Here is a 23,696-nt window from a genome sequence, read left to right as displayed (position 1 = left end):
AAAATAGCGTTACATTTTTCATCCGATTAAACATTTCAAGGAGTTGGTCTATGTGACATCCATAAAAAAACAACTGTTGGCTTTATTTTTCATTTTGATAGTTGCCCTTATCCTACAACTATTTTACCCTATAGCCGGAAATATTTTATTATCATTAGGAATTATTGGCGTTATCCTCATTTATCTTCTTCAATCACGTAAACAAGACCATTCAAAAATATTAGCTGAATTTATTAAAGAAGGAGATTTACAGGATCAGAATAAGAAAAATCTTATATCTATGAATAACCCTCATTTGTCATATATTTTGGATGTGTTTACGAAAACGATTCGTGATTTTCAAGAATCGATCGAGGAAATTCAAAAACTTACTGATGTGGTCATTGATACAGCAAGTGACTCAACGAAGCAATCCAATTTAATGGCGGAAGTTAATCTTACCGTATCTCAAGGAGCCCAGCAACAAGCGGAAGATGCTGAAAAAGGCAGTAAAATGACAACAGAATTGGCAACAAGATTTCAAAATGTGTTACAAGCAGTTGATACGATGCAAAACCGGATTAATATTTTACAAAAATTAACAGAACAAGGAAATCTTAGTCTGGAAAAAACAATCGAATCCGGAAACAGTACAAAGGAAGAAATTAATCAAGTTTTTGAAACGATCGAACTGTTAAAAGACAGTCTTTCACAAATTAACACGATTACTGCTGTTATTACTGATATCGCTTCACAAACGAACTTATTATCCTTGAATGCGCAAATTGAAGCTGCAAGAGCCGGTGAAGCTGGAAGAGGTTTTTCTGTCGTCTCCAGCGAAATCAGGAAACTATCGGATCAAAGCTACAATTCAGCTTCAGAAATTGGTAAAATATTGGATAACTTAAAGGAAAAAATCAATGCAATTATTCAATCGGTTGAATCGACTAATCAAAAGTTTGAAATTCAACAGCAATCGTTTGAAGAAGTCAATCAAGTCTTTGATCAATTTGATACAAATGTACTTGATTTAATCAATGACCAAAATAATATTCGTGGACATATGAATGTGTTAAATGACACGAAAGATAACTTAACTGATGCGATTAATAGTATTGCCGCCATCGCCCAACAATCCGCCGCTTCAACGCAAGAAGCTGCCACCTTAAGCATGCAGCAAAAACAATCCAATGAAATTTTACTAGACTTATCGAAACAATTACAACAAGTAGTGGTAGAAGTTGAGAAATCCATTCATAATTATCGGGTTGATAAAAAAACAAAAACTACTAAAAAAATTGCTTTTATCAGCAATTTGCAAAAGGGGCATCCTTTTACGGAACTGATGATAGAAAACGGAGAAAAAACAGCGAAGAAATACGGTTTTCATTTTACCGCTAAATTCATGAATCGCTTTGATAAGTCGGAGCAAATTCAAATGATTAATGATGTAAAAAAGAAAGGATTGGATTATTTAATTATCATACCTTCCGAGCAAAAAAGCCTTGCACCTGTTATTGATGATTTGTATCGTGAGCAAATTAAAACCATTTGTGTGGATGCAGATATCCCTAACAGTAAACGAATTAGCTTTATCGGTACCGACAATTATGAAGCAGGGAAAAACTTAGCGAATTTGATTGTCAAACAACTTGGCGGAAGTGGTAAGGTTATTTTGAGTGCAACCAACATCAATCAGGAAAATTTAAAATTACGGGTGAAAGGTGTATACGATGTTTTAGCAAAATACCCTAATATTAAAGTTGTTGGTGAGCAATCCGGTTTCTTCGATAATCAAGAGCGGGTGAAGGATTTCGAGAAAATCGTTAAAACATGCGGTGGTTTCGACCTTGCTGCAGGGGTTGACAGTGATTTTGGAACAGTCGCTATGCTTTATGCCGAAAAACATGACATTTCAAATAAAAAATTTATCGGTTTTGATGACAATCCGGTCAATTTACAAGCGATCAAACAAGGTGTTCTCGATGCCGTTGTTTCCCAAAGACAAAGACTATTTGCGGAATTAGCGGTTAAGAAAATTTTTGATCTGGAAGCCGGAAAACATATTAAGGAAAATGACCTGTTAAGCACGTTTATAATTAATAAAACAAACATTAACGCTATATCGAAATAAAGGGGCACTTCAGTGGGGGAAGCGCTATCCTCCACTGATTTCGTTTAAGCATCCGGCTTCTTTATTATCCCTACATCCCAACAAAGTAAAATTAGCATGTCTCGTACATATTGAAAATAAATAAAACCGTTTGCAATCCTACATCTCAACAAAGTAAAATTAATATCTATGCAGAATATTCGTTTAAGCATTCCGCATCAACTTGCCGAAAACTATGGATTTGCTTACAATAAACATATGGGAAAACATTATTTCAATCAACTCGGAGGTAACTCGGTGAATATTTTATGGGATTTAGACGGAACTTTATTTGATACATACCCGAAATTAATGGCTTCTTTTCAAAAACTCGCCGGAAAGCAAATCAATGAGGATGAACTTATCCGCTGGTTAAAAAAAGATTCCAAACAAGCTTTCAAACATTACGGAATTTCCGAAGACAAGCGACAAGAATATCAAAAAATTGATTTACAGTTTAAAGATGAGGACAAAAAACCGTTTCCTTTTGTGGAAGATGTTTTAAAAATGGCAGATAAAAATATCATTGTTACCCACCGATCAAGAGTATCTACTTTACGTCTATTAAAATATTGGAAAATGGATCATTACTTTCAAGAGATTGTTTGCCCTGAGGAAGATGGTTTTCCACGCAAACCCCACGTCGCATCCTATGCCTACGTTCATGACAAGTACGGAATTGACCTCGTTATTGGGGATCGGGCATTGGACATTATACCGGCAAAAGAATTGGATATTCCAACTTGTTTATTTCAAAATGAAAATGAAGAAGCCGACTTTCATTTATCATCATACAAAGATTTTCCTCAAGTTTTAGAAGGCTTATCAATGTAATTGAACCAAGGGATCGGGTACCCGGTCTCTTCCTTGGAACCTTTTATTAAAATGATAAGACGATCATCTTTCTGGAAGGGAAAAATATTTTTCAAGGTCGTAGGAAAACATTGAAACGTACCCAACACGGACAAGCGAGATCGACAATTTGGCATTTTTCGGTACTTGAAAATTCCTTTCCTTAGATATATAATAAATTTTGTTCGTTGTTTCTGTCTTTGTCGTTGATGTTTTAGATTCATTTTTGATTTTGCGGATATGGTGGAATTGGCAGACACGTATGATTCAGGTTCATATGCCTTAACCGGCGTGGGAGTTCGAGTCTCCCTATCCGCATTTATTTTTGGAAAACTACTAAAGTCAATGCTTTGAAACACTCAAGGTATTGGCTTTTTTTATATTTCGCTTTTTTACGAGGCAAATCGAGTTGAACACATCTGCTGTATGATCTTCCAGTCACTTTCTAAACCCAAATGCGATAAATCATTTGTCAAAATATTTGCATAAACAATTTTGCCATAAAGTAACCGATGATTCCACATCCCGGGAAAGTTAAAATCCAAGCCCATATCATTTCTTTTGCAACATCCCAGTTCACATTTCTAATGCGCTTAGAGGCGCCGACACCCATAATAGCTGTTGTTTTTGTATGAGTAGTACTGACGGGCAAACCAAAAATAGAGGCAGTTAAAAGTGAAATGACACCGGCCAGGTCTGAGGCAAATCCTTCATGTTTTCGCAGTTTCACCATGCTCATTCCAACCGATTTGATGATACGATAACCCCCGATGCTGGTCCCTAATGTGATTACCACACTGATAACTAACATCACCCATAATGGAATCGTAAACACGGTAGCTTCTGTAACACCTTGTGAGAGAAAAACACCAAATAGAAAAACACCAATAAATTTTTGACCATCTTGTGCACCATGCATAAAAGCCATTCCGGCACCGGCAAATATTTCTCCATATTGAAAAAAATTTGCTGATTTACTTAACGGAACATTTTTAAATAAACGATTGATTATTTTTACAATAAAAAATCCAAGTCCGAATCCCATTACAGTTGAAATCACGAGCCCGTAAATAACCTTCATCCATTCATGTCCATTTACTCCTGCTAAACCACCCTGAAGTGCAATGGCAGCACCGGTTAAACCGGCAATTAAAGCATGACTCTCACTGGTTGGAATTCCAAAATACCAAGCACCCGTAGCCCATAAAACAATGGCTACCATTGCTGCACATAAAGCGACAATACTATTGTGAGCATCACCGCTAAAATCGACCATATTATAAATCGTTTCAGCAACGGTTGCATTAAAAACAGTCATTACGGTTACACCAAAAAAATTCATTAAGGCTGCCATAATAATCGCCTGACGAACACTCATGCAACGTGTTGAAACACATGTAGCGATTGCATTTGGGGCATCCGTCCACCCGTTTACAAGAACGACACCTAATGTCAAAAGAACTGTCACAAGCATAATCGGATTACTAGTAATCATTGTTATAAAATCTGGGAATGATAAAGACATTTTCTCACCTACTATAATTACGATTTGTATTGAGCACATCGTTTTTTGAAAATTTGTTCATAATTGTGACTGCTTTCACATTATTATTGTATATTTTTTACACGATAAATCAAAATTTCACCGATGCCCTTTTCAATTATACATCAGTTTGAAAAAATATGTTTTAATACTTTTTAAACATATAATGATAATTAGGACGTAAATTCAAATTTCTCATTTTAACTACTTAACCTTACTTTTTAAACATATAGGCTAATTAGGACGTAAATGGTTTTGCGCAAAATTTATCACGAATGTAAACAAAGCATGTGAAGTACTAGATCCATTCACATGCTATAATTCTATGTTTTTAATATTTTATATCATAGTATTCATTTGTTTCCGGATTATATTGAAACAATTTATAAAAGTCGTCCGGTTTTATTTCATCATCTTCCATGTCCACTTCCAAAAATTCCCATTCCTTTTCGCTTATGGAATCAATAGACATAGATATTTTATTCTCCATAATAACATTCTTAATTTGGTGGGAGTATTTCAGACTAGGCTCATCGTATCCAAATCCACTAAATTTCACCGGCTCATGCTCCTTTAAATAAAAAATAAACTCCCATTCAAAATCCTGTGAAAAATATTTTCCAATATCCGAAGCAATGGATGCTTCGATTCGGACGCTTTCTATGTCTTCCCAAGGGATGGCAATTTGTTCCTCCTTTGACGATAAAAACAACCCTTCTTCCCTGATCGCATAAAAATCATTCTTTCCATAAATCGATAATCCGGCACTAATCAAAAAAGCTACGACCAGTGAAATATACAACTCCTTTTCAACCTTAAACCCAACGATATAAATCACTATAAACAGACAAAACGCATAAAATCCGGTAAAAATGATAATTAAACCGATAAAACCTTGATAATTGGTAATGTAAATATCAGTTGGGGTAGAAATCCTGTTTGTGTTTTTATCATTGAAATACACAATAATTTTTAATAGAATTGGTGCTAAAAAAGAAATTCCCGTATAAAAACGAAATTTTTCCCACGCAGTTTCCTTTACTTTTTTCAATCCGTAAAGCATAATGATTCCGATTGTAAAAGGTAATCCGCCAAGTAATAAATATATAAAAATACTTATAAAGGGATGATCCCATTCGGCTACCCCCGTCGCAGCGATTCCTGTAATAAACGATAAAATAATAATGATATAGCTAACGATTTTTTTTACCTTTGTTACTACTGACCGCAAAGTAATTCTCCCCCTATGTTACAAATGCTATCGTATAAAAATCGTTTATTTCATGCTTTATATTATTCTTGATTACATGGAACTACTTACTCGCTTTAAGAGAATAGGTTCCGTTTTCCCCATCGTTGCTTTGTACAAAAGGATGGTACCTGGTGTTTCACCCTTTTCTGCAGCTTCAACATTGAAGTCTTTATTTAAGGCAACCGTCCAAACCGCTTCATTATTTTTCATTAACACAATCGCCAATGTTCCGAACTGGACGACTTGATCCCATTTATAAATTTCTGTCTTGCCATTTACCGTGACAGATAGGCCTTCTGTTTCATTTGTAATTCTGGCATTTTCCCCTTCCCAAACACCATAAATTTGGGCCGCAACATAATAATAAGATATGCCGGTTCCACGATCGCCATATGTACCAATATATTGATGTACAGTTTTGTCCTTTGCCTTATAGGTTACTGCTGCAATATCATCTGTTAACCAATCCACTTTAAACCTGCCGTTCGTTTGATAGGGCAGTTTTTCTTTCGGTCGTCCCAAAATACCAAAATAGGAGCGGTAGTAATATGTTTCCCCGGTCTTCGTATTTTCTTTTAAAGACAGGACATGTTGAAAGTTTGGCGAAACACTGATAATATTCTTTATCTCCTTATTCGTCTGGGAAATCATCGTAATATTGGGAATCATAAATATTAAAACAACGACTGCCCCAAAAACCTTCCATTTTTTCTCTAAGTTCAAAAGTTGCAGTATGGCAATAAATAAACAAATAACAAATATCATGTTAAGTACATAAAAAAGTCGATTATCTATATATTCAAATTGTAGTCGCTCATGAAAGAATAAAAAACCTATTTGCAAGAAAAAAATCCCAATAGACAAGATAAACAGTATCCAGCCCACGATTAGATTCATTTTTTTACTTGTTTGCTTCATCCGGGGACACCTCCATTGAAAACGTCCATGTATTTCCTTTGTCTGTGGAAATAAATTTTCCCTTCACTAAACCACCTTTATAGTCGCCATTCGGACCTTGATTCACAAAAACTGCTAAATGATCATCTTCTATAAACGGTGTCTCTGATTGCACAAAAATTTTGTCGTACTCGGATGGAATATTTACCGTTGCTTGTTTCCAAGTATTTCCGCCATCTTGAGTTACGTATAATTCCGGTGCTTCCGGATTTATCGTCCCAAAAGACAGAAAACCGATCTTTGCATCAACAAAGCCCCCGTCTGCAATAAGTCGACTAACGCCCGAATTATTCGTTTCCTGCCAACTTTGGCCGCCGTCAAATGTTAAGAACACATTGGAACCTTCTTGTGACATCGTCCGCCCGCCGGATATGATAATATACCCGAATTGATCATCTACAAATCCTACTTTTCGGAAACGTACACCCATGTAATGTTCGGTAACGACCGAGTTCATCCAAGTTTTCCCTTGATCGAGTGTAAATAGGATACGAATCGTTTCGTTATCCCAACTCGGTTCTTCGGCATATAAAAAGGCAGTCCGATTTTCTGTCAATAGATAACTATGATCAATCAATTCCTGTTTGTTCCCATTATATTCGCCGGCAAACAATTGATCTTTTTCTATAGGGACGGTGATCCAATTTTTCCCTTTATCAAAAGTAATTGAAGCCGGTCATTCTGCAGGGAGTATCCGATTTGTTCATTGAGATAAATTCCTTGAATCTGTTCAGGTTGTGTTGGTGTTTCATCTATGCTTTGTTCCTCCGGTTGTGGATCGATATCCGGTAAAGCTTGATTAGGCGTTTGATTATAAAAGAAAATTCCAAGTAATAATCCGATGACCATTACAAGACTGATCGTAATGACAAATTTTTTCAAAGGAAGCACTTCCTCCAATTCAGCATTATATTTAAAAAATATGTTGAGAAACTGTAGATGAAAAATCACCATCTAAACTTAGAAGGATTTTTATATAGAAATAGCGAAATATATGTATTTATCAAGTAAAACTATCGAAATATATTTTTTCATCAAGATTCGAATTAATAACGATAGGAAAGGGATTTTTATGATACAAGAACTTTTTACGACACTATTTCATGTTATTGTTCCACTATCTCTACCGGTTATTGCAGGAGTGTTATTAGATCGTTATAAACAAATCGACATAGGGCCTCTTGTGACATTGGTTCTATATTATTTAACGCCGGTGTTAATATTCGAGAGATTAATGAAAGCAGACGTTTCGTACCATGATGTATATTTGACATTAGCTTATTCCTTGTTAAGCCTTTTATTCCTTTGGGCTGTTTCAAATGGATTTGGAAAACTATTTAAGCTTTCTTCCAGTGATACGGCCGGTTTGACACTTATCTCCGCGTTTACTAACAGTGTGAATTATGGAATCCCTTTGATACTTCTTGCTTTTGGTCAAGCCGGTTTGGACAAAGCCACCGTTTATATTGTTTTGCAAATGGTGATTGTTAATACAATTGGAATCTATTTTGCAGCCCGCTCACATTTTCGTATAAAGGAAGCGATCAAATCTGTTTTTTCCTTACCGGCTATTTACGCTTCATTACTTGCACTTTTATTACGGTCGTTTCAAATTCATTTACCTGAACCCATTGATACAGGAGTCTCCATGATTTCAGCTGCATATTCACCGATTGTTTTGGCTATTTTGGGAATGCAAATGATGAATGTAAAAACTTCATCCATTAAAAATAAAGAACGGGTTACATTTTGGACCGGGATGGGCATCCGAATGATTATCGCGCCAATCATTTCCTTACTTTGCTTGTTTCTTTTAAAAATAGACGGGATTTTACATTCGGTTTTATTTGTTTTATCCTGTATGCCTGTCGCTGTCAATGCAGGAATACTGGCCCAAAAATTTCATGCATCACCTCAAATTGTCACAAAGACGATTCTTTGGACAACTTTGCTTTCATTCATTTTTTTGCCGATTATTATTGTTTGGGTGCACTGACCAAGCCTACCGCAAAGTCCGTGGTTTTCTCGTTAGAAGAATCTAACCCTTTACCCAACCATTACTTAAAAAGCTTTTTCAATAACTTAAATATATCAAAAGTGGTTCTATGATACACTTTGTTATAGGTATATTTTTTCGGGTTGCGTAGCCAGCCATAACCTCTTGGCATTTTTAAGCCGGCACAATGAACGAGTTGCCTTTTTATACTCGTTCTGGCTGCAACTCTTTTTTTCAAGCTAGGTTTTCTCATTCCTATTTTCATCAGATCACCTTCTATATTATTTGTTTTTGGAAATACGCATTTGTCCACATTTCAGCTGTGATCCGTCACAAAATTACTAAAGTCTATTTACTACTATTTTGTAAGAATATTATACACTACCTGAAAGCAGCTGAATTGGATATTTTTAAATCTTTTGTTAATAAGGGTAAATTTCGATTCAAGATTTTCGATATGATATAATTTGAAAGAAGAATTGGACTTGAAAGGATCAGAATAAAAATGATACAAAATATACCAAATTTAAAAGAATTACAACAGGAGATAACTCGTTTTTTATTACAATATCGTTTTGCCTTAAAAGAGATTGAAACAAAAGTAGAAATTTTACAGGAAGAGTTCGAACTCATCCATGAATATAATCCGATTGAACATGTGACGTCCCGGATTAAATCACCGCAAAGCATCATAAATAAAATGATTAAAAAAGGTTGTACCTCTTCGTTAACAGATATTAAAGAAAATATTCGAGATATCGCCGGCGTTCGTATTATTTGTTCTTTTACAGAAGATATTTATAAAATTGGAGATATGTTAAAAAATCAAAAAGATGTAGAAGTTGTTCAAATAAAAGATTATATCAAGAATCCAAAGGCAAACGGCTACCGCAGCCTACATCTCATCGTGAAAATTCCGATTTTTATGTCTGACCGAATGGAACATGTTTATGTTGAAATCCAAATTCGAACGATTGCAATGGATTTCTGGGCTAGCTTGGAACACAAAATATACTATAAATATAACAAAGAAATTCCCAAGCACATACAGGATAGTTTAAGAGACGCCGCACAACAAGCTGCAGAGCTGGATAAAAAAATGGAAGACTTGAACCGCGAAATCAATATTTTAAAAGCACATGATGCCTCAAAAAACAATCATCATTTTACAACAGAATTATTAGCTAAATTTTCCGAGTTCCTTTCTTAAGCCGGACCTGTAAAGGCAAACTTATTGTCATTAGCGCATTAAAAATTTGAGTCAAGAGGCAGGCCTGAACGGCGCATTGTAAAAGTAGGCTTGAGATTTTCATCCGACAATCAGTGGCCCTTACTGATTGTCATTTTACTTTATTTTCTCAATTTCGTTTTTGATTATCGTATGGTTTTTTTTATTCAGGATAACTTAATGCTAGGTGATTAAAATGAATAATTCAATACGTAAGCCATGGCTGCTTGTTTTAACAATCGGTCTGGGCACATTGCTAAATCCATTAAATTCATCAATGATATCCGTAGCTTTAACACGAATGCAGCACGAATTTGGTTTAACATTTGCTGATGCAACATGGCTGATTTCTGTTTTTTACTTGGCAAGTGCGGTTGGGCAACCTGTTATGGGGAGATTGAGTGATATGTTTGGTCCGAAAAAAGTGTTTTTGACCGGACTTTTACTTGTTGCTGTTGCTTGCGGGTTCGCTCCGTTTTCAACGAATTTTGCTTTTTTATTAAGTTGCCGTGCATTGCAAGCGATTGGAAGTTCTGCTTTATTTCCAAGCGGGATGAGTATTGTTCGAACAAGTATTACAGAAGGGCAAGCCAAAGCATTATCTACTCTATCAATTTTTTCTACCACATCTGCAGCATTTGGCCCTTCAATCGGTGGTTTCATCATTGACTCGTGGGATTGGCCGGCGATTTTTATCGTAAATTTTCCGTTTATTCTTTTATCTTTTGTCTTAGCGATAACCATCCTGCCTAGTACAGGCCGGGGAAAATTTAATCTTGAACGTATTGATGTGGGCGGTATTTTATTATTTATTATTTCCATAGTAGCGCTCATTCTCTTCCTGCTTTCATTAGAGAAACAAATTCATTGGTCGGCATTGTTCATATTTTTCATTTTCAGTTTTATTTTTTACATGTATGAAAAAAATCGGAAGGAACCCTTTATCGATATAATTGCCTTAAAGACGAATCTGAATGTTTCTTTAGTTTATGTACAATTTATCTGTATCAATCTTGTTTATTACTGCTATTTTTATGGTTTTCCGACGTTTCTCCAACAAGTACACCATTATAGCGAGAAACAGACCGGCCTTATTATGCTGGCATTGGCCGGTTTTGGTGTTATTGTTGCACCTTTGGCAGGACGATTAATTGAACGTCACGGTTCAAAACCTTCTCTAATTTTGGGTAGCGGATTCTTATTTATTGGTACGGGACTATTACTTAGTTTAAATGAAACCTCTCCAATCTTATGGTTACTGATCATCATGGCTGTGCTCGGAATGAGTAATGGTTTTAATAACATTTCTATGCAAACGGCACTTTACGAACAAGTTAAGCCGGAAGAAACCGGAACTGCTTCCGGTCTTTTCCAAACAAGCCGTTATATTGGTTCCATCCTGTCATCCTGTCTACTTGGGATTGTCTTTAACAGGCATTTAGACGTGGAACATCTCCATATTGTTGCGATTGTTTGCATTATTTTTTGTATCATCGTTGTGGGTCTTTCATTAAGATACCCTGGAATAAAACAGATGAAAAAGAGCGCGAAAACTACATAAACTTACTTAAATCCGGATAACCCGTTACAGCCCATGCACCGTCTACGAGTAAGCTGGAAAAAAAGACAACAAAACTGTCCTATGTTAATCCAATGATATTTTTACGACATCGTTCAAGTATTTCGTCGTATTATAGCCATAAATTTCGAGCCTTTTCGGAACCACTTCTTCACCGGCTTTGTCACTTTGTAAACTGATGTCATATTTTGTTACGAAATAACGGGGGTGCTCGATTTCTTCATACTTGACTAAATCATCAATCGGATCGTATTTGTTTCCATTTTTATCAACAATCACGCTATCGTTTTTCATCCCCATTTCAATATTTTCATCACCGTTTATACCGAGGTTCAGCGTTTCATATGTTCGATTTTCAATATTATCATCACTTATAACAACTTTGGATGGATTTCCAATTTCTACCTTTTCGATGGTGATTGTACTGCCCGCATATGCAAAGGTTTGCGGATAATTCTGAGACGGATCCAATTCAACGATTTTTTGGTCTTCAACTGTTAGGAAAGCTTCTTTCAATTGAGCCTTGACTTCTTTTGGTTTTTTCCCAAAAAATGGTTCAAAGAAAGCCTGATAAGTACTCCAATCCATGTCCTCCTGCGCATCAATAAAAGCGCCACCATATAAATCTGCAATCACCTTTTTATTATTCACTACCAGATTGTCAAAAGTAATACCACTTAAATTTTTTTCTGGCTGTATAGCATTAATACTATATTGCAGAATCGTTGCTGTTGGTGCAATAATTAGTTTATCAAATCGCATCGGGACTCCCTCGACTGCTATTTCTTCATCCAATGTATATTGTTTGGTGGGAAGTTTTTTCACAGGGATTTCAAATTCCCACTCTCCTATTTTATAATTTCCATCGTAAACTTCATCCGGGTTTGATGAGGCATCATTCAATTTCATTAACTGTGTAATCACCAGTTTAATTGTTCCGTTATCCTCTCTGATTGGAAATAAACCCATTTTTCCATGGTACACATTCTTTTTTTCTTTATTTATAGCCGATTCAAGGTCAGGCGGATAATATATGGGATAGGCATCCGTATTCATCAAATCAAATTCGTTCTCCACAATAACCCCATCGCCAAACATGATTCCATATTGATTGTCTGCTTCGGTATCTTCAATTTCATAAAAAATGAGCGTCTGGAACTCATCTGATATTGCGCTTTTAATCTTAACTTTCACTCCATTACTTTCTGCTTCCAGATTCAGCATCTCACCGAAATCATGTTGCAGATAGGGTAGCAATTCTTGATCTTCTACCGTCCATGTATAGTAAAGCTTTGCAAAAGTCCCGGTAAAAAAACCGATTCCGATTATTAATGTACATACAACTGCAAAAATAAAAACCCATTTATTACGTTTTTTGATCTTTTGCCGCCTTTTCTTTTCCTCTTCTGCCAGCCTAGCTTTAATATTTTTCATGAAACCGGTGGGAATAGGCAACTCTTTACTTTGTTCAGTAAGGTAGATACGGACATCCTGAAAAGTCCCTAAATCCTCCTGACAGTTTTGACAATGATAAACATGAATTTCAAACTCAATCTTTTTCGACCGCTCCATCGTTCGATCTAAGTAAGAGGTATAATCCTTTTGATACTCCTTACACCCATGAAAAGTTGATCCGTACCCCAATTCTTTTCTAAGTGACTGTATGCCGGAAAACAAAAGCTCTTTCAGCTTCTCCACTGAAACTTGGAGAAGGTGGGCCGCTTTTTCATATGGGAATCCGCTCACATATGTAAGTACCAGTGCTTCTTTCTCTTCCATATTTAATTGGTCAAGAGCTTGAAATAAATCATTATGCGGGTAATTTTCCTCCGAAGCTAGTAAACTTAAACTATTATCAGTAGTAAACTCCCTGCAAATATGTAAAAAAATGGACGCAACCCATGATTCGAAGTCCGTTTCACCTTTCAATCGATGTAATTCTTTGTGGACTTTCATTATAGACCGGTAAAATAATTCTTCCATTTGCCGCTGCGTTTTAACATAGGTGCAACCAAGCGGATAGAACCGGTTTTTCTGTTGATCGAACCAATCAGCTATGGATTCCACACTTTTTCTATCTATAGGAATAATTAGATTTTCATTTGTTGTTGGAACCATTCGATTGCCCCCCCTTTGACATGGAAACAAGTTCTGCGTCCCTGTATATTTATAATAAACGAAGCCACCGAAAAAGCGTAAAAGTATCAATTAGATTAGTTCCGATACTATATCTAATTACTTTGGAGGTTACCCGACTCCAGCAAACGAACGAATACAAATCATTTTTCAGTGACCTCACCTGTCTCCGGCCCTCTTTGTGGCAAATGAAGTCAACAGCCGATTTCTTTTTCTGTAAAGGAATCGCTCTATCCTTGTGTTAATAATTTTGTTAGTAATTTGTCAAATTTGTTTGGACTGATTATTTCGTGTGTAATAAATTTCCCGTTATAAAACAAACCAAAAGTTGTCAAGATTGTTGGTGAATTTTGTGCTTTTTCTTTCGTTGTTATTCTAATCGTTTTAAAAGGCACATTTTTGTTTTCTGCTATTTTTCTTAGTTCTTCCAATATACCAACAGCAAATGGACACTGCACAGTATAATAAATCGTTATCCCTTCATCACCAGAAAAGGTTTTTACCTGTTTTTTAAAAGAAGGGACAACATGTTTATTCCATGTCAATGCCATTAATTGAAAATATGGTTCTACTTGGTCTACTATTTCAAACCCTATATGTTCAAAGAAACGCCCGTCACTTAAATACGGATATTTTTTCTTCCCTACAATATGTACAATCCCATCCATCCCACGGTTAATGGCATCATTTCTGCAATAGTCTAACAGTTGCTTGGCATACCCAGTATTTTTATGTCTTCCTGAAACCCATAAACAGTTAATATACATATAATTCGGTGCTTCAATAGGAACCCACGCCATCTCAGCGGGCAAGTACTCAATAAATACTTTTGCACGTTCATCTAAGCGATAAAAAACTAACCCTTCATCCATTCGTTCTGTCAGCCACTTTTTCTTCTCACTAACTGCATGTTCATATTGTTTTGCCCCTAAAGCACAGCATATATGTTCGGTTTCAATATTACTTTTGGTTATTTGAATAAATCCCATCTCTTCCACCTCCATCTTCATGTTAAGAATTGATCAATTACACCTTAATATATACGTTGTAAAAGCGTTACAAGTTTCGTTTATTGGAACTCCATCATCATTTTGTCTCCAGAACTTCCTCAACATCATTTGCAAACATAGCCATTCTAATTGTATATTATTATTAGCTAGATTAGCTACTTTAACTAATATTGGAGGTACTGCTAAAATGAAGGTCAACTCCACTGAATTACAAAATAACTTTGGAAAGTATTTAATGTTAGCTGCACAGGAAGATATTATTATCACCCGCAATGGTACTGAAATTGCAAAACTTACGGCCTTGGGTGATCAACTCGGTAGTGCCGTAAATCAAATTCATGAAAGTGTACCACTATATGGCTACGGTAAAAAAGCAACCTATGAGGAATTTTTGCAATTATGGCAGGAGTCCGATGAAAGATATGAGTACATTGATGGGGAAATTTATTTTCTGGCAGCACCTAGGACAGCCCATCAATATGCTGTTACGCAATTAATTACAGTTTTCTCCAATTTATTACAAGGAACTTCCTGTATCCCAATGGTGGCCCCCTACGATATTGAACTGCGAAGAACATCGGAACAAATCAATATCGTACAACCGGATATTATGGTGATTTGTGACCTGGAGGAACATTTGGATGACAACGATTATTACAAAGGGATTCCAACATTAATCGTCGAAGTGCTTTCCAAGGGGACAAGAAGAAAGGACTTGATTAAGAAACTCGATCTCTATATGTCCTGTGGTGTGAAGGAATATTGGATTGCGAATCCTGACAACAAGGAAGTCACTGTGTATCTTTTTGCAGAACAGAATATTCAAGAATTCACGACCTTCAAACAGAACGAAATTGCTCAGTCTTATCTATTTGAGAAATTAAAAATAGAGGTGCAGCGTATTTTTAGATGAACATATATTTCCTATCAAAAACCCCATCTTCTTGAAAAAATAAATGAAGATGGGATGTTTTACATTTTTTAAATAAAAATGTAGGACTGCTTTTTAAAATTTTTATCCGGAGTGGAACATTAATGATGTGGATGTAGAGGCCACTGAAGAAGTGCGAAATAATCTCGCTAAACACTGTATTTAGATGTATTTACGGGTTTTATCATACTATATATTGTGTTAGTGAATCTATTCAAAAAGTTTTTCAGTGGCCTCGTAGATGTACCTGCAAATGTCATTGTAGCCGGAATATCCGCTGAAATCATCAAAAAATAAAACCAATCAGGGGTAATAGCCTTCGAAGTAACCGCCAAATGACGCTTTTAGTCCCTTGATTTTATGATAAGCAGCATCAACAGCCTGTTCTTTATTCCATTCACTCTCACAATCTTTACAGTAGTATTCTGGGCCACCAACTATTTTTCTGCATCCACCTAGTTTAATTTCTCCTGCTTCTGCTTTTGGAAAACTTCCTTGGTTGGCATACCATACAAAATTTTCAATGTATTTTTAGATCCACATTTTGGACACTGCTTATAGTTAATGCCCATAATACTCCTCGCTTTTCTTTTAAAATGAGACCTAGTTTTTTCAAGTAACCCTCTTTAATGGATTTTAAATACTTTGCATTCCTATCAAAAGATGATTTAATATCATCTTTGCACGTACATAAGTTCAACCATACCATCATTCGTTTTTGTTCCAATAAGTTTAAGTTGAATTTCTGGATTTTCCCCTAAAAATAGAGGAATCCCTTCACCCAAAATTGTTGGTATTATTGTTATAATATACTTATCTACCAAGTTTTGTTTAATAAATTGATCAATTAACTTTGCTCCGCCAACAAGCCATATATCCTTCCCCTGTTGTTTTTTTAGATTTTTAATAAACCCAGTAATATCCTCTGATATATACTCTGCCCTACTATCAGGTTCATAATTTTTTGTTGTTACTACATAACATTTCTTAGCTTCATATACCCAAACATTGGGCGATAATTCATTAATAACTTGTTCATATGTTGTTCTACCCATTACAACCGTATCTATTGAACTATAAAATTCCTCAAATCCTAAATCTACATTTGGATCCCCACTACTACCACTTAGCCAGTCAACTGCTCCATTGGTCCTTGCTATATACCCGTCTAAACTCACTGCAATATAGAGAATTATGTTTCTATCCACTCCCTCACGCTCCTCACTTTTTCTTACATTGGGACGCTTAATCAAATACTATATTTATTATAACTTAATGCTTTGTTGTGACGCATCATTTTATCAAGGTTATGAATTAGATTGATTTACTTTTGCTTTTGTATATAGAAAGTACGCAATTCCTCCAATAAAAATAAAGCAAATACCGATCATCATAAAGTTGAAATAGTTTGTTGCAGTAGATGGCAAAATTTCACCTTCTTTTGGCGGTGAAGTTGTATCTGTAATGGGTCTCGGTTGGTTGCTATTGTCTGATTGGTTTGGACCAGGAGTCTCGTTCTGTTCTGGTTCCGTTGTTAAGTCTTCAATATAAAATAAAAAAGCTGTTTCAAATGTTAACCCTTGGAATTCATTTCCTAAAGCATCGGGGAATTTCACTAAAAATTGGATATCTTCTTCCGTTTTCGCTTTTAAAAAGCGCTCAGGTAACCCTTTAAAATCTTTCAATTTTCCTTCATATAATATTCCGTTTCCATCAGTAACTTTTAATAAAAATTCATTAAATAATTTTTTAGATCCTTTTTTGAATTTTTGTTCTGTAGAATAGCGAAAGTCTACTTCCCCTCTGTTTTGTATCGTTAAAGTCCGTTCTGCAGAATCACCCGGTTTCATATTGTTAATGGTAAATAAATATTGATTCGGTTTTGTATGGAGGTTCCCACCTTCCTCAGCGTACATATTTAGTGGAAAGACAAGAAAACAAATCAGACTAAATATAAATACCATGAAACTTGTATTCCTTTTCATAGCTTCCCCCCTTTTCATATCCTGCCGGGAAAGAACCATTAATATTTTTTTCCCGGCTTAAATTTTTATTTTGGTAATGATGCTTCAGTTGAATTATCCTGTTTTCCTTTCATTTGTCTCTCTATTAGTCGAATCGTCTTCCAGATAGAGAACACGGAATAAAGAAGCAAAAATACGCCAGGCAGAATAACTAGAGATAATATACCTATTTTGGAGGAAGCAAAATCAGCGACATAACCGACATATGGAATTGTTATCCCAGTATACTCAGCTACAACATTACTAGATTGTACCGGTTCTAAATCTTCTTCCTCATTGTTATCCCCTTTAGTACGATACATGACTTGATCACCATTTTGTATAACCTCAGTCACTCGGTGCGTTACTAACTTGTCATCCTTTTGCATGAAAGTAATAATATCATTTTCTTTAAAACGAGTCATATCCCCGCCCGTTTTTACGAAAATGATTGAGCCGGTTTTGATGCCAGGCTCCATCGATCCAGACAAAACATTCTTTATTTGATAACCGAATGCTTGAGGTTCGCCATCTGAAATTTTAGTAGATATGACTAATGCAGCAACACCGATAAATAATAAAATGAGAATCGTAGTTACAATATTGTTGACCCATTTGAAAATTACTTTGCCGGACTTTATCTTTTTTTGATCCTTTGCACTTTCTTTTCTGCTCAAATGACCTACGTCCATACTGTCTCCATTTTGACCCACACTTTTTGTTTCAGTCTGCCCTATGCTTGGAACTTCAGTGTGAGCCAGTATTTCACTCTCCGTGTCTATTTCATGATTCATTTTTTCTTCATTCTCGTGGGAACTTTGTTCGTCTAATACTGTCGTTTCATCATTTTTTTCAGGATTTTTATGACGATTTTCTTCCATTTTTTTCACCCTTTATTTCTTATTATTATTTTGATTATTTTCTTGTGTATTTGTTGGTTCCTGGGTTGAAATTGATGCTTCTACTGCTTTCGAATCCTTCTCTATTGCAGGTTGACTTGTCTGTTCTTTGACCGGTTCCTGTTCTGGTGAATCCGCTTGATTTTCTTGGCTGATTGGGTTTTCGTTCATATTGGAATCTGTTTGAGGACTGTCGCCTCCACTTGTTTCATCTACTGGTTTTTCAGGCTTGATATTACTGTTCTTATTTGTTGTTTCTGATTGATTCTCTTTTTTCTGATTGGTATTCTCATTAGTAGATTTGCTCTTATTTTGTTCTAATTGGTCCGTAGTAGCATCCTCCATTCGCTCTTCTACCCAAGCATGAATTGATATATTCACCTTTTTCTTATTAGTAAAAGACGCATTCGTATCTGCAGTTATATAGTTCATTGAAAAAATAAATAAGTAAAAGGAAGCTACAATCTTTATTACAACCATTAATTTTTTGTTTCGCTCCTTAATCCCCCTTATTAACCGACTCGTTCCATTGTGCAAATGATCACCACCCATCCTTAATCTATTGCAGTTTATATATATTTATAAAGACATATAAATATGTACTACGTTACTTCCGAGCAGGAAAAAATCCCGCCCTCTTTATTACTTTAATTCTCCATCTTTTTGGCTAGCTTCGAATGACAATTTAAAATCAATCTGATCACCTTGGAAAATATTTTGATCTTGACCATTATCGTTGAATTTAAAATCTACACGTAAAGTTTGTCTATGATTCGTCTGATATTTGTTTCCGGTAGGTGTTTTTAAATCATTCGCAACAACTAAATTACTGTCTTTCAATTGGGATAAAGGAACCCAATTTGCGATAACTTCCTTCGTATCTGCTTTCATAATATTTACCAAAATATGATCGGCAAAGTCCTCAGTACCATTATCGCCATTTGCGTCAGTTACAGTGTAATCTGCACGTAATTTGACATCTTTGACCTCAAGTGAACCGCCGTTATAAATGCGAATTTGGTGTACTTTCCAATCACCCGGCTTCATATTTTCAATGTTTAAATTAATTTTTTTACTATCATCTGTGCTTTTTAGATTGATATCAAGTGTTCCTGCAGTAAAAGTATTATTCGTTACTTCTGAATCACTAAAGTAAGCAAATGATCCCCCACCGATTAAACTTATTCCGAGAATAGCAGTTGCAGCACTTAATCCAATTTTTTTCTTAACGTTCATATCCTTTCCTCCACAATAATGTTTTTCTTGTTAAAGCTAATCGTTGTATGTACAAAGGAAGGAGAAAGAAATCTCCCTCCTCTAACTTGACATACTATATTATTTATTTTCACCTGCAGTTTGGTGTGCATTAAAAGTCCATTCTAGCTGTAATGAGTCACCTTGGAATTGGTTTTGATCACGTTTATTATCAACAAATTCGAAGGCTACATACATCGTGTCCGTATCTCCAGCCTTTAAGCCACTATTTTCGCCGCCTAAACCTAATAATTTCGTCCAGAACTTATTCAGATTTTCAACAGCATCAGGAGTCTTGTTTTGCAAATCATATAATGTTGTTTGAGAAATAATATTATTACGATCTCCAATTACCCAACCATCACCTGTTTTGTCGGCATTTTCTAAGAATAGTACTTTAATATACTTAGCAAGATCATCTGTATTGTCACCTTTTGCATCTGTGACAGATGTTACTGTTGATAAATCAATACTTGAAATATCCAATGAACCACCGTTTACTAATTCAAATGTACGTACAACGGTATCCCCAGGTTTTAGATTACCAATATCTACAATTGTGGATGGATTAACAGATAAATCTAAAGTACCTGCTGCAAATGTATTATTTGTTACTTCAGTATCACTAAAGTAAGCAAACGTTCCTCCCCCGATTAGTGCTAAACCGAGTGCTGCCGAAGCAATTCCTAAACCTAATTTCCTTTTGATTTCCATAAAATCTCTCCTTTACCTATTTGATATTTTTTATAAAACCCCTTTATGTATAAGAAAGAGGGATTTTAACATGAAAATGTGTCAGCACAGGCAAGCGATGAAGCAATGTTTTTTGACAGTAATCCTGTTTTGAAATGTTGCCTGTTTCGACAATGACAACAAAACTGGTTGATTTGAACAAATCAGGTGATCATGTGATCAGATGTTAAATAAAATATTTCCAGCCTGAATTTTGAAATCTTTCAAGTTACCTTTAAAACAAACAATGTTCTAATTTTTTTGGATATAAAAATAGAATGGGTGAAAGGTCATGGTTTTTGAGGATCTTTTCCCTATTCGTTCAGTCTCATTTTCAACTCTATATAGATATATTTGACTTTTTCATATTTATGCATAGGGAAAAAACTTTTTTTAGAAGATATTATAGTTCTATTTTCACCGAGTAATTTATGGAAAAAAAGACATGAAGTTGATTAAAATATCCTTTACAAAGGATACATTTTAATACGTTTTTCATGTCCTTTTTATAAAAAAATTAAGCTAGTACCGTTCGGTCTGATGCAAGCTTTTCGTCGTGGATACGCTGGAACTCATTTAATAAATCATCAATGGTCAGTTGTTTCTTCTTCGTTTCATTAATATCTAAAATGATTTGGCCACCATCCATCATGATCAACCGGTTACCAAGATCTAAAGCCTGTTAAATATTATGAGTCACCATCAGTGTCGTCAATCCGTATTTATTAACATTTTTTACCATAAACTTTAATAATATATAAAAGATTAAATAATAAATGTCCCATTTCTAATAGTAACAATGACTTTTTAATACTTTTATAATCTTCAAGATATTTATCATTGAATTCTAAAACAATGTCACCTGATGGTACATTTAAATCTTCACAAGAATATAACTCATAAACATCTTGGATATCATTTTTTGTTACATAAAAAGAAGAGCCAATTGATACCAAGATTTTTATCGGATAAAGACTTCTTGGTGATGGATAACTTTTATGAATTTTGAAATATGAATTTTTCTCCACCCTTATAACATCATTAAGTTGTAATATATCTCTAATAAATTCTCTATCCATACGTTCAGCGAGATGATTAAATTCATTATTAGAAAAGGACTTTCTAAATTTAAATTTATCAAAATTACTTATTAATAGTTGCTCTTCTGAACTTCCTTTATAGTTAAATTCTAACTCGTAAATGAAATCTACGAGAACCAAATTTCTATATATTCACTTTAATTAGCGAAGAGCCAGTTTTTTAAGTGAAAGTTTTGATATTTAGAACGTGAATATCTCCTATTTTTATGCAAAACGTTCTACAGTCAACTCACTTATTCCATTAGAATTTCTTCGTAAATAAAAAACCTCCAACAAAGGGAGGTTGCGTTGAATAAATATTCTTATTGTTCATTATAGTATTTTGGTACAAGAATGTTATAAATACTTTTCGCATTTTCTTAGAATGCATCTTTATCATCCGTCAAATTACCTATACTTTCAGAAATCCAGCCCTGAAGAGTAAAAATTCTTCGAGATAATTCCACCCAAACTTTGCCAAATATGTGATAATAAGGGTATGTAAAAAACCTAATATATTGGCATTTGGGGGGATTTTTTTATGGTAACGAGGAAGGAAAAGCGTGAAAAGGAAAAAGAGGTAAATTATTTATTCGAGTTGCTAAAAACACAAAATCACTTTTTTAAAAATTTAAACAAATTGCTCAAAACTATTGATGATCCAAGGCACCAAAGCTATATCACCTATGACACGGAAGTCCTTTTGATGATGGTTATTTTGAAAAATGCATGCAACTTAAAAAGTATGCGCGAAATGACAAACGAATTTAATAAGGAAGAGTGCATTAAAAATTTGGGGAAATTGTTGGGGAATGAAGATTTGGAAGAACTGCCCCATTATGACACAATCAATGATTTTTTGTCACGAGTGAATCCGGCAGAACTTGAAAGAATCCGAATCGATATGATCAAGGAATTATTGAAAAAGAGGTGTTTTGATTCCTATCGTATCAATGGGGAATACTGGGGTATTGCCATAGATGGGACCGGTATTTTTACTTTTGACAAAAAACATTGTGAACACTGCCTGAGACGAGTGTACAAATACACAGACAAGGAAACGGGTGAAGAAAAAATAAAGACCATCTACATGCATCATGTCTTGGAAGCCAAATTAATTGTGGGAAATATGGTGCTGAGTGTGGCCTCCGAGTTTATTGAAAATGAATCAGAGGACGTGGAAAAGCAAGATTGTGAGTTGAATGCTTTTTATCGACTGACTGCTAGACTGAAAGACACCTTTAAAAAACTGCCTATCTGTCTGATTGCCGATAGTCTTTATGCCTGCGAAAATGTATTGAAACAATGCAAGGCGAATAATTGGAACTACTTATTCCGTTTTAAGGAAGATCGTATTAAAAGCATCACCGATGAGTTTCAAGCGTTAAAAAATATGGAAGAGGAGGAAGGCAAGAAAGCCAATGTGGTAAAGATACGTGAAAGCGAACAGCGAGGGGAAATCACCTGGGTGAACGATATTGATTACAGAGGCTTTGGGGTGAATGTTTTCGAATGCGAATTAGAAGATGAAAAAAGAAAACAAAAATTTACCTTTATCACAGATATAAAAATCACAAAAAACAATGCAAAGAAACTGATGAACGCTGGCAGAAGCCGCTGGAGAATAGAGAATGAGGGGTTTAACAGACAAAAAAACCTGCGCTACCACATTGAACACGCAAGCAGCCAAGATTACAATGCCATGAAAAATCACTACCTATTAACCCAAATTACAGAGATTATCATGGTGTTACATGAGCATGGGTCAAAAATATTGAGAAGCATGAAGAAAACGATAAAAGAAATATCCTCGCGATTGTTAGAAGCCTTTCGCGGGCAAACACTAACAGACGAGGATATCGCACAACTGGGAAAACCTATGCAAATTAGGTTTACCTAGCGATTTAATTGTACCAAAGGATGTGATGTTTGGCAAAGAAAAAAGTTATCCACAACAAAAAAATAAGCAAAAATAAGTCATCCACATTTTTTAAAAAAATAAGCAAAATTGGTTCTTTTTGACCCTTTTTGTAAATAAATTCAACTGGAAAATTCTATCAATTGTGAATAAGTCGTAATTGCATAATACTACCGAAAATTGATAAATTTACTCC

At 35.1% G+C, this 23,696-nt stretch carries 22 protein-coding genes, 1 tRNA gene and 1 pseudogene; 8 read left to right on the top strand and 16 right to left on the bottom strand.

Going from position 1 to position 23,696, the window contains the following annotated elements; genetic code table 11:
• Positions 1-52 precede the first annotated feature (52 nt).
• The 3 genes from NSQ14_RS04365 (at position 53) to NSQ14_RS04355 (ending at position 3,301) form a co-directional block, all read left to right on the top strand.
• On the top strand, positions 53-2,113 hold the full coding sequence (locus NSQ14_RS04365) for a substrate-binding domain-containing protein (RefSeq protein ID WP_346216924.1): 2,061 nt from the start codon (positions 53-55) through the stop codon (positions 2,111-2,113).
• Positions 2,114-2,389: 276 nt separating this feature from the next.
• Positions 2,390-2,965 (top strand): HAD-IA family hydrolase, encoded by a 576-nt coding sequence (locus tag NSQ14_RS04360; protein WP_227092517.1) that lies wholly within the window; start codon positions 2,390-2,392, stop codon positions 2,963-2,965.
• A gap of 252 nt (positions 2,966-3,217) precedes the next feature.
• Positions 3,218-3,301 (top strand) — tRNA-Leu (locus NSQ14_RS04355).
• 154 nt (positions 3,302-3,455) lie between these two features.
• Here the strand turns inward: NSQ14_RS04355 and NSQ14_RS04350 are convergent.
• The 5 genes from NSQ14_RS04350 to NSQ14_RS04330 form a co-directional block, all read right to left on the bottom strand.
• Positions 3,456-4,508, bottom strand: coding sequence for an inorganic phosphate transporter (locus NSQ14_RS04350; RefSeq protein ID WP_041845285.1), 1,053 nt, complete (start codon positions 4,506-4,508; stop codon positions 3,456-3,458).
• A gap of 349 nt (positions 4,509-4,857) precedes the next feature.
• A complete protein-coding gene (locus tag NSQ14_RS04345; RefSeq protein WP_041845286.1) occupies positions 4,858-5,757 on the bottom strand; it encodes a hypothetical protein in 900 nt (299 codons plus the stop codon).
• Between the two features lie 72 nt (positions 5,758-5,829).
• A complete protein-coding gene (locus NSQ14_RS04340; RefSeq protein ID WP_251242239.1) occupies positions 5,830-6,696 on the bottom strand; it encodes a hypothetical protein in 867 nt (288 codons plus the stop codon).
• Positions 6,680-7,312, bottom strand: coding sequence for a hypothetical protein (locus tag NSQ14_RS04335; RefSeq protein WP_346216923.1), 633 nt, complete (start codon positions 7,310-7,312; stop codon positions 6,680-6,682). Before NSQ14_RS04335 ends, NSQ14_RS04340 begins: the two co-directional genes overlap by 17 nt.
• 47 nt (positions 7,313-7,359) lie before the next feature.
• Complete coding sequence (locus tag NSQ14_RS04330; RefSeq protein ID WP_346216922.1) at positions 7,360-7,617, bottom strand: hypothetical protein; 258 nt, start codon at positions 7,615-7,617, stop codon at positions 7,360-7,362.
• Positions 7,618-7,807: 190 nt separating this feature from the next.
• Between NSQ14_RS04330 and NSQ14_RS04325 the strand changes: the two genes are divergently transcribed.
• Entirely contained in the window at positions 7,808-8,731 is a 924-nt protein-coding gene (locus NSQ14_RS04325) for an AEC family transporter (protein ID WP_346216921.1), read from the top strand.
• A 61-nt stretch (positions 8,732-8,792) separates the two neighbouring features.
• Here the strand turns inward: NSQ14_RS04325 and NSQ14_RS04320 are convergent, their stop codons facing one another.
• Entirely contained in the window at positions 8,793-8,996 is a 204-nt protein-coding gene (locus tag NSQ14_RS04320; RefSeq protein WP_346216920.1) for a hypothetical protein, read from the bottom strand.
• 240 nt (positions 8,997-9,236) lie between these two features.
• On the opposite strand from NSQ14_RS04320, the gene NSQ14_RS04315 reads away from it, so the two are divergent.
• Both NSQ14_RS04315 and NSQ14_RS04310 read left to right on the top strand, forming a co-directional pair.
• Positions 9,237-9,941, top strand: coding sequence for a GTP pyrophosphokinase (locus NSQ14_RS04315; RefSeq protein ID WP_216405486.1), 705 nt, complete (start codon positions 9,237-9,239; stop codon positions 9,939-9,941).
• A 214-nt stretch (positions 9,942-10,155) separates the two neighbouring features.
• Positions 10,156-11,520: an MFS transporter gene (locus NSQ14_RS04310; RefSeq protein ID WP_216405488.1), complete on the top strand. Its 1,365-nt coding sequence runs from the start codon at positions 10,156-10,158 to the stop codon at positions 11,518-11,520.
• Positions 11,521-11,604: 84 nt separating this feature from the next.
• Here NSQ14_RS04310 and NSQ14_RS04305 read toward each other — a convergent pair whose 3' ends face one another.
• Both NSQ14_RS04305 and NSQ14_RS04300 read right to left on the bottom strand, forming a co-directional pair.
• Complete coding sequence (locus NSQ14_RS04305) at positions 11,605-13,656, bottom strand: DUF4179 domain-containing protein (protein ID WP_346216919.1); 2,052 nt, start codon at positions 13,654-13,656, stop codon at positions 11,605-11,607.
• Between the two features lie 248 nt (positions 13,657-13,904).
• A complete protein-coding gene (locus tag NSQ14_RS04300) occupies positions 13,905-14,663 on the bottom strand; it encodes a GNAT family N-acetyltransferase (protein WP_269919700.1) in 759 nt (252 codons plus the stop codon).
• Between the two features lie 208 nt (positions 14,664-14,871).
• On the opposite strand from NSQ14_RS04300, the gene NSQ14_RS04295 reads away from it, so the two are divergent.
• Complete coding sequence (locus NSQ14_RS04295; RefSeq protein WP_269919699.1) at positions 14,872-15,597, top strand: type II toxin-antitoxin system prevent-host-death family antitoxin; 726 nt, start codon at positions 14,872-14,874, stop codon at positions 15,595-15,597.
• Between the two features lie 692 nt (positions 15,598-16,289).
• Here NSQ14_RS04295 and NSQ14_RS04290 read toward each other — a convergent pair.
• The 8 genes and pseudogenes from NSQ14_RS04290 to NSQ14_RS04255 form a co-directional block, all read right to left on the bottom strand.
• Positions 16,290-16,823, bottom strand: coding sequence for a dihydrofolate reductase family protein (locus NSQ14_RS04290; protein ID WP_346216918.1), 534 nt, complete (start codon positions 16,821-16,823; stop codon positions 16,290-16,292).
• 99 nt (positions 16,824-16,922) lie between these two features.
• Positions 16,923-17,600: a hypothetical protein gene (locus NSQ14_RS04285; RefSeq protein WP_346216917.1), complete on the bottom strand. Its 678-nt coding sequence runs from the start codon at positions 17,598-17,600 to the stop codon at positions 16,923-16,925.
• A 65-nt stretch (positions 17,601-17,665) separates the two neighbouring features.
• Complete coding sequence (gene sipW, locus NSQ14_RS04280) at positions 17,666-18,499, bottom strand: signal peptidase I SipW (protein WP_346216916.1); 834 nt, start codon at positions 18,497-18,499, stop codon at positions 17,666-17,668.
• Between the two features lie 12 nt (positions 18,500-18,511).
• Entirely contained in the window at positions 18,512-19,054 is a 543-nt protein-coding gene (locus tag NSQ14_RS04275) for a hypothetical protein (protein WP_346216915.1), read from the bottom strand.
• Positions 19,055-19,159: 105 nt separating this feature from the next.
• Entirely contained in the window at positions 19,160-19,753 is a 594-nt protein-coding gene (locus tag NSQ14_RS04270; protein ID WP_108897630.1) for a TasA family protein, read from the bottom strand.
• 99 nt (positions 19,754-19,852) lie between these two features.
• Positions 19,853-20,485, bottom strand: coding sequence for a TasA family protein (locus NSQ14_RS04265; RefSeq protein ID WP_168985813.1), 633 nt, complete (start codon positions 20,483-20,485; stop codon positions 19,853-19,855).
• A gap of 535 nt (positions 20,486-21,020) precedes the next feature.
• Positions 21,021-21,233, bottom strand: a pseudogene (locus NSQ14_RS04260) (ABC transporter ATP-binding protein); the annotation flags it as partial.
• Positions 21,229-21,723, bottom strand: coding sequence for a hypothetical protein (locus tag NSQ14_RS04255; protein WP_110133741.1), 495 nt, complete (start codon positions 21,721-21,723; stop codon positions 21,229-21,231). The pseudogene NSQ14_RS04260 and the gene NSQ14_RS04255, both read right to left, overlap by 5 nt.
• Before the next feature lie 400 nt (positions 21,724-22,123).
• Between NSQ14_RS04255 and NSQ14_RS04250 the strand changes: the two genes are divergently transcribed.
• Positions 22,124-23,482, top strand: a complete 1,359-nt coding sequence (locus NSQ14_RS04250) for a transposase family protein (RefSeq protein ID WP_346216914.1) — start codon at positions 22,124-22,126, stop codon at positions 23,480-23,482.
• Positions 23,483-23,696: the final 214 nt, after the last annotated feature.

The sequence above is a fragment of the Caldifermentibacillus hisashii genome, from assembly GCF_039654145.1.
GTDB classification, from domain to species: Bacteria; Bacillota; Bacilli; order Bacillales; family Caldibacillaceae; genus Caldifermentibacillus; species Caldifermentibacillus hisashii.
The sequence above is the reverse complement of the archived record's forward strand: the minus strand, read 5'-3'. Positions and strand labels throughout refer to the sequence as shown.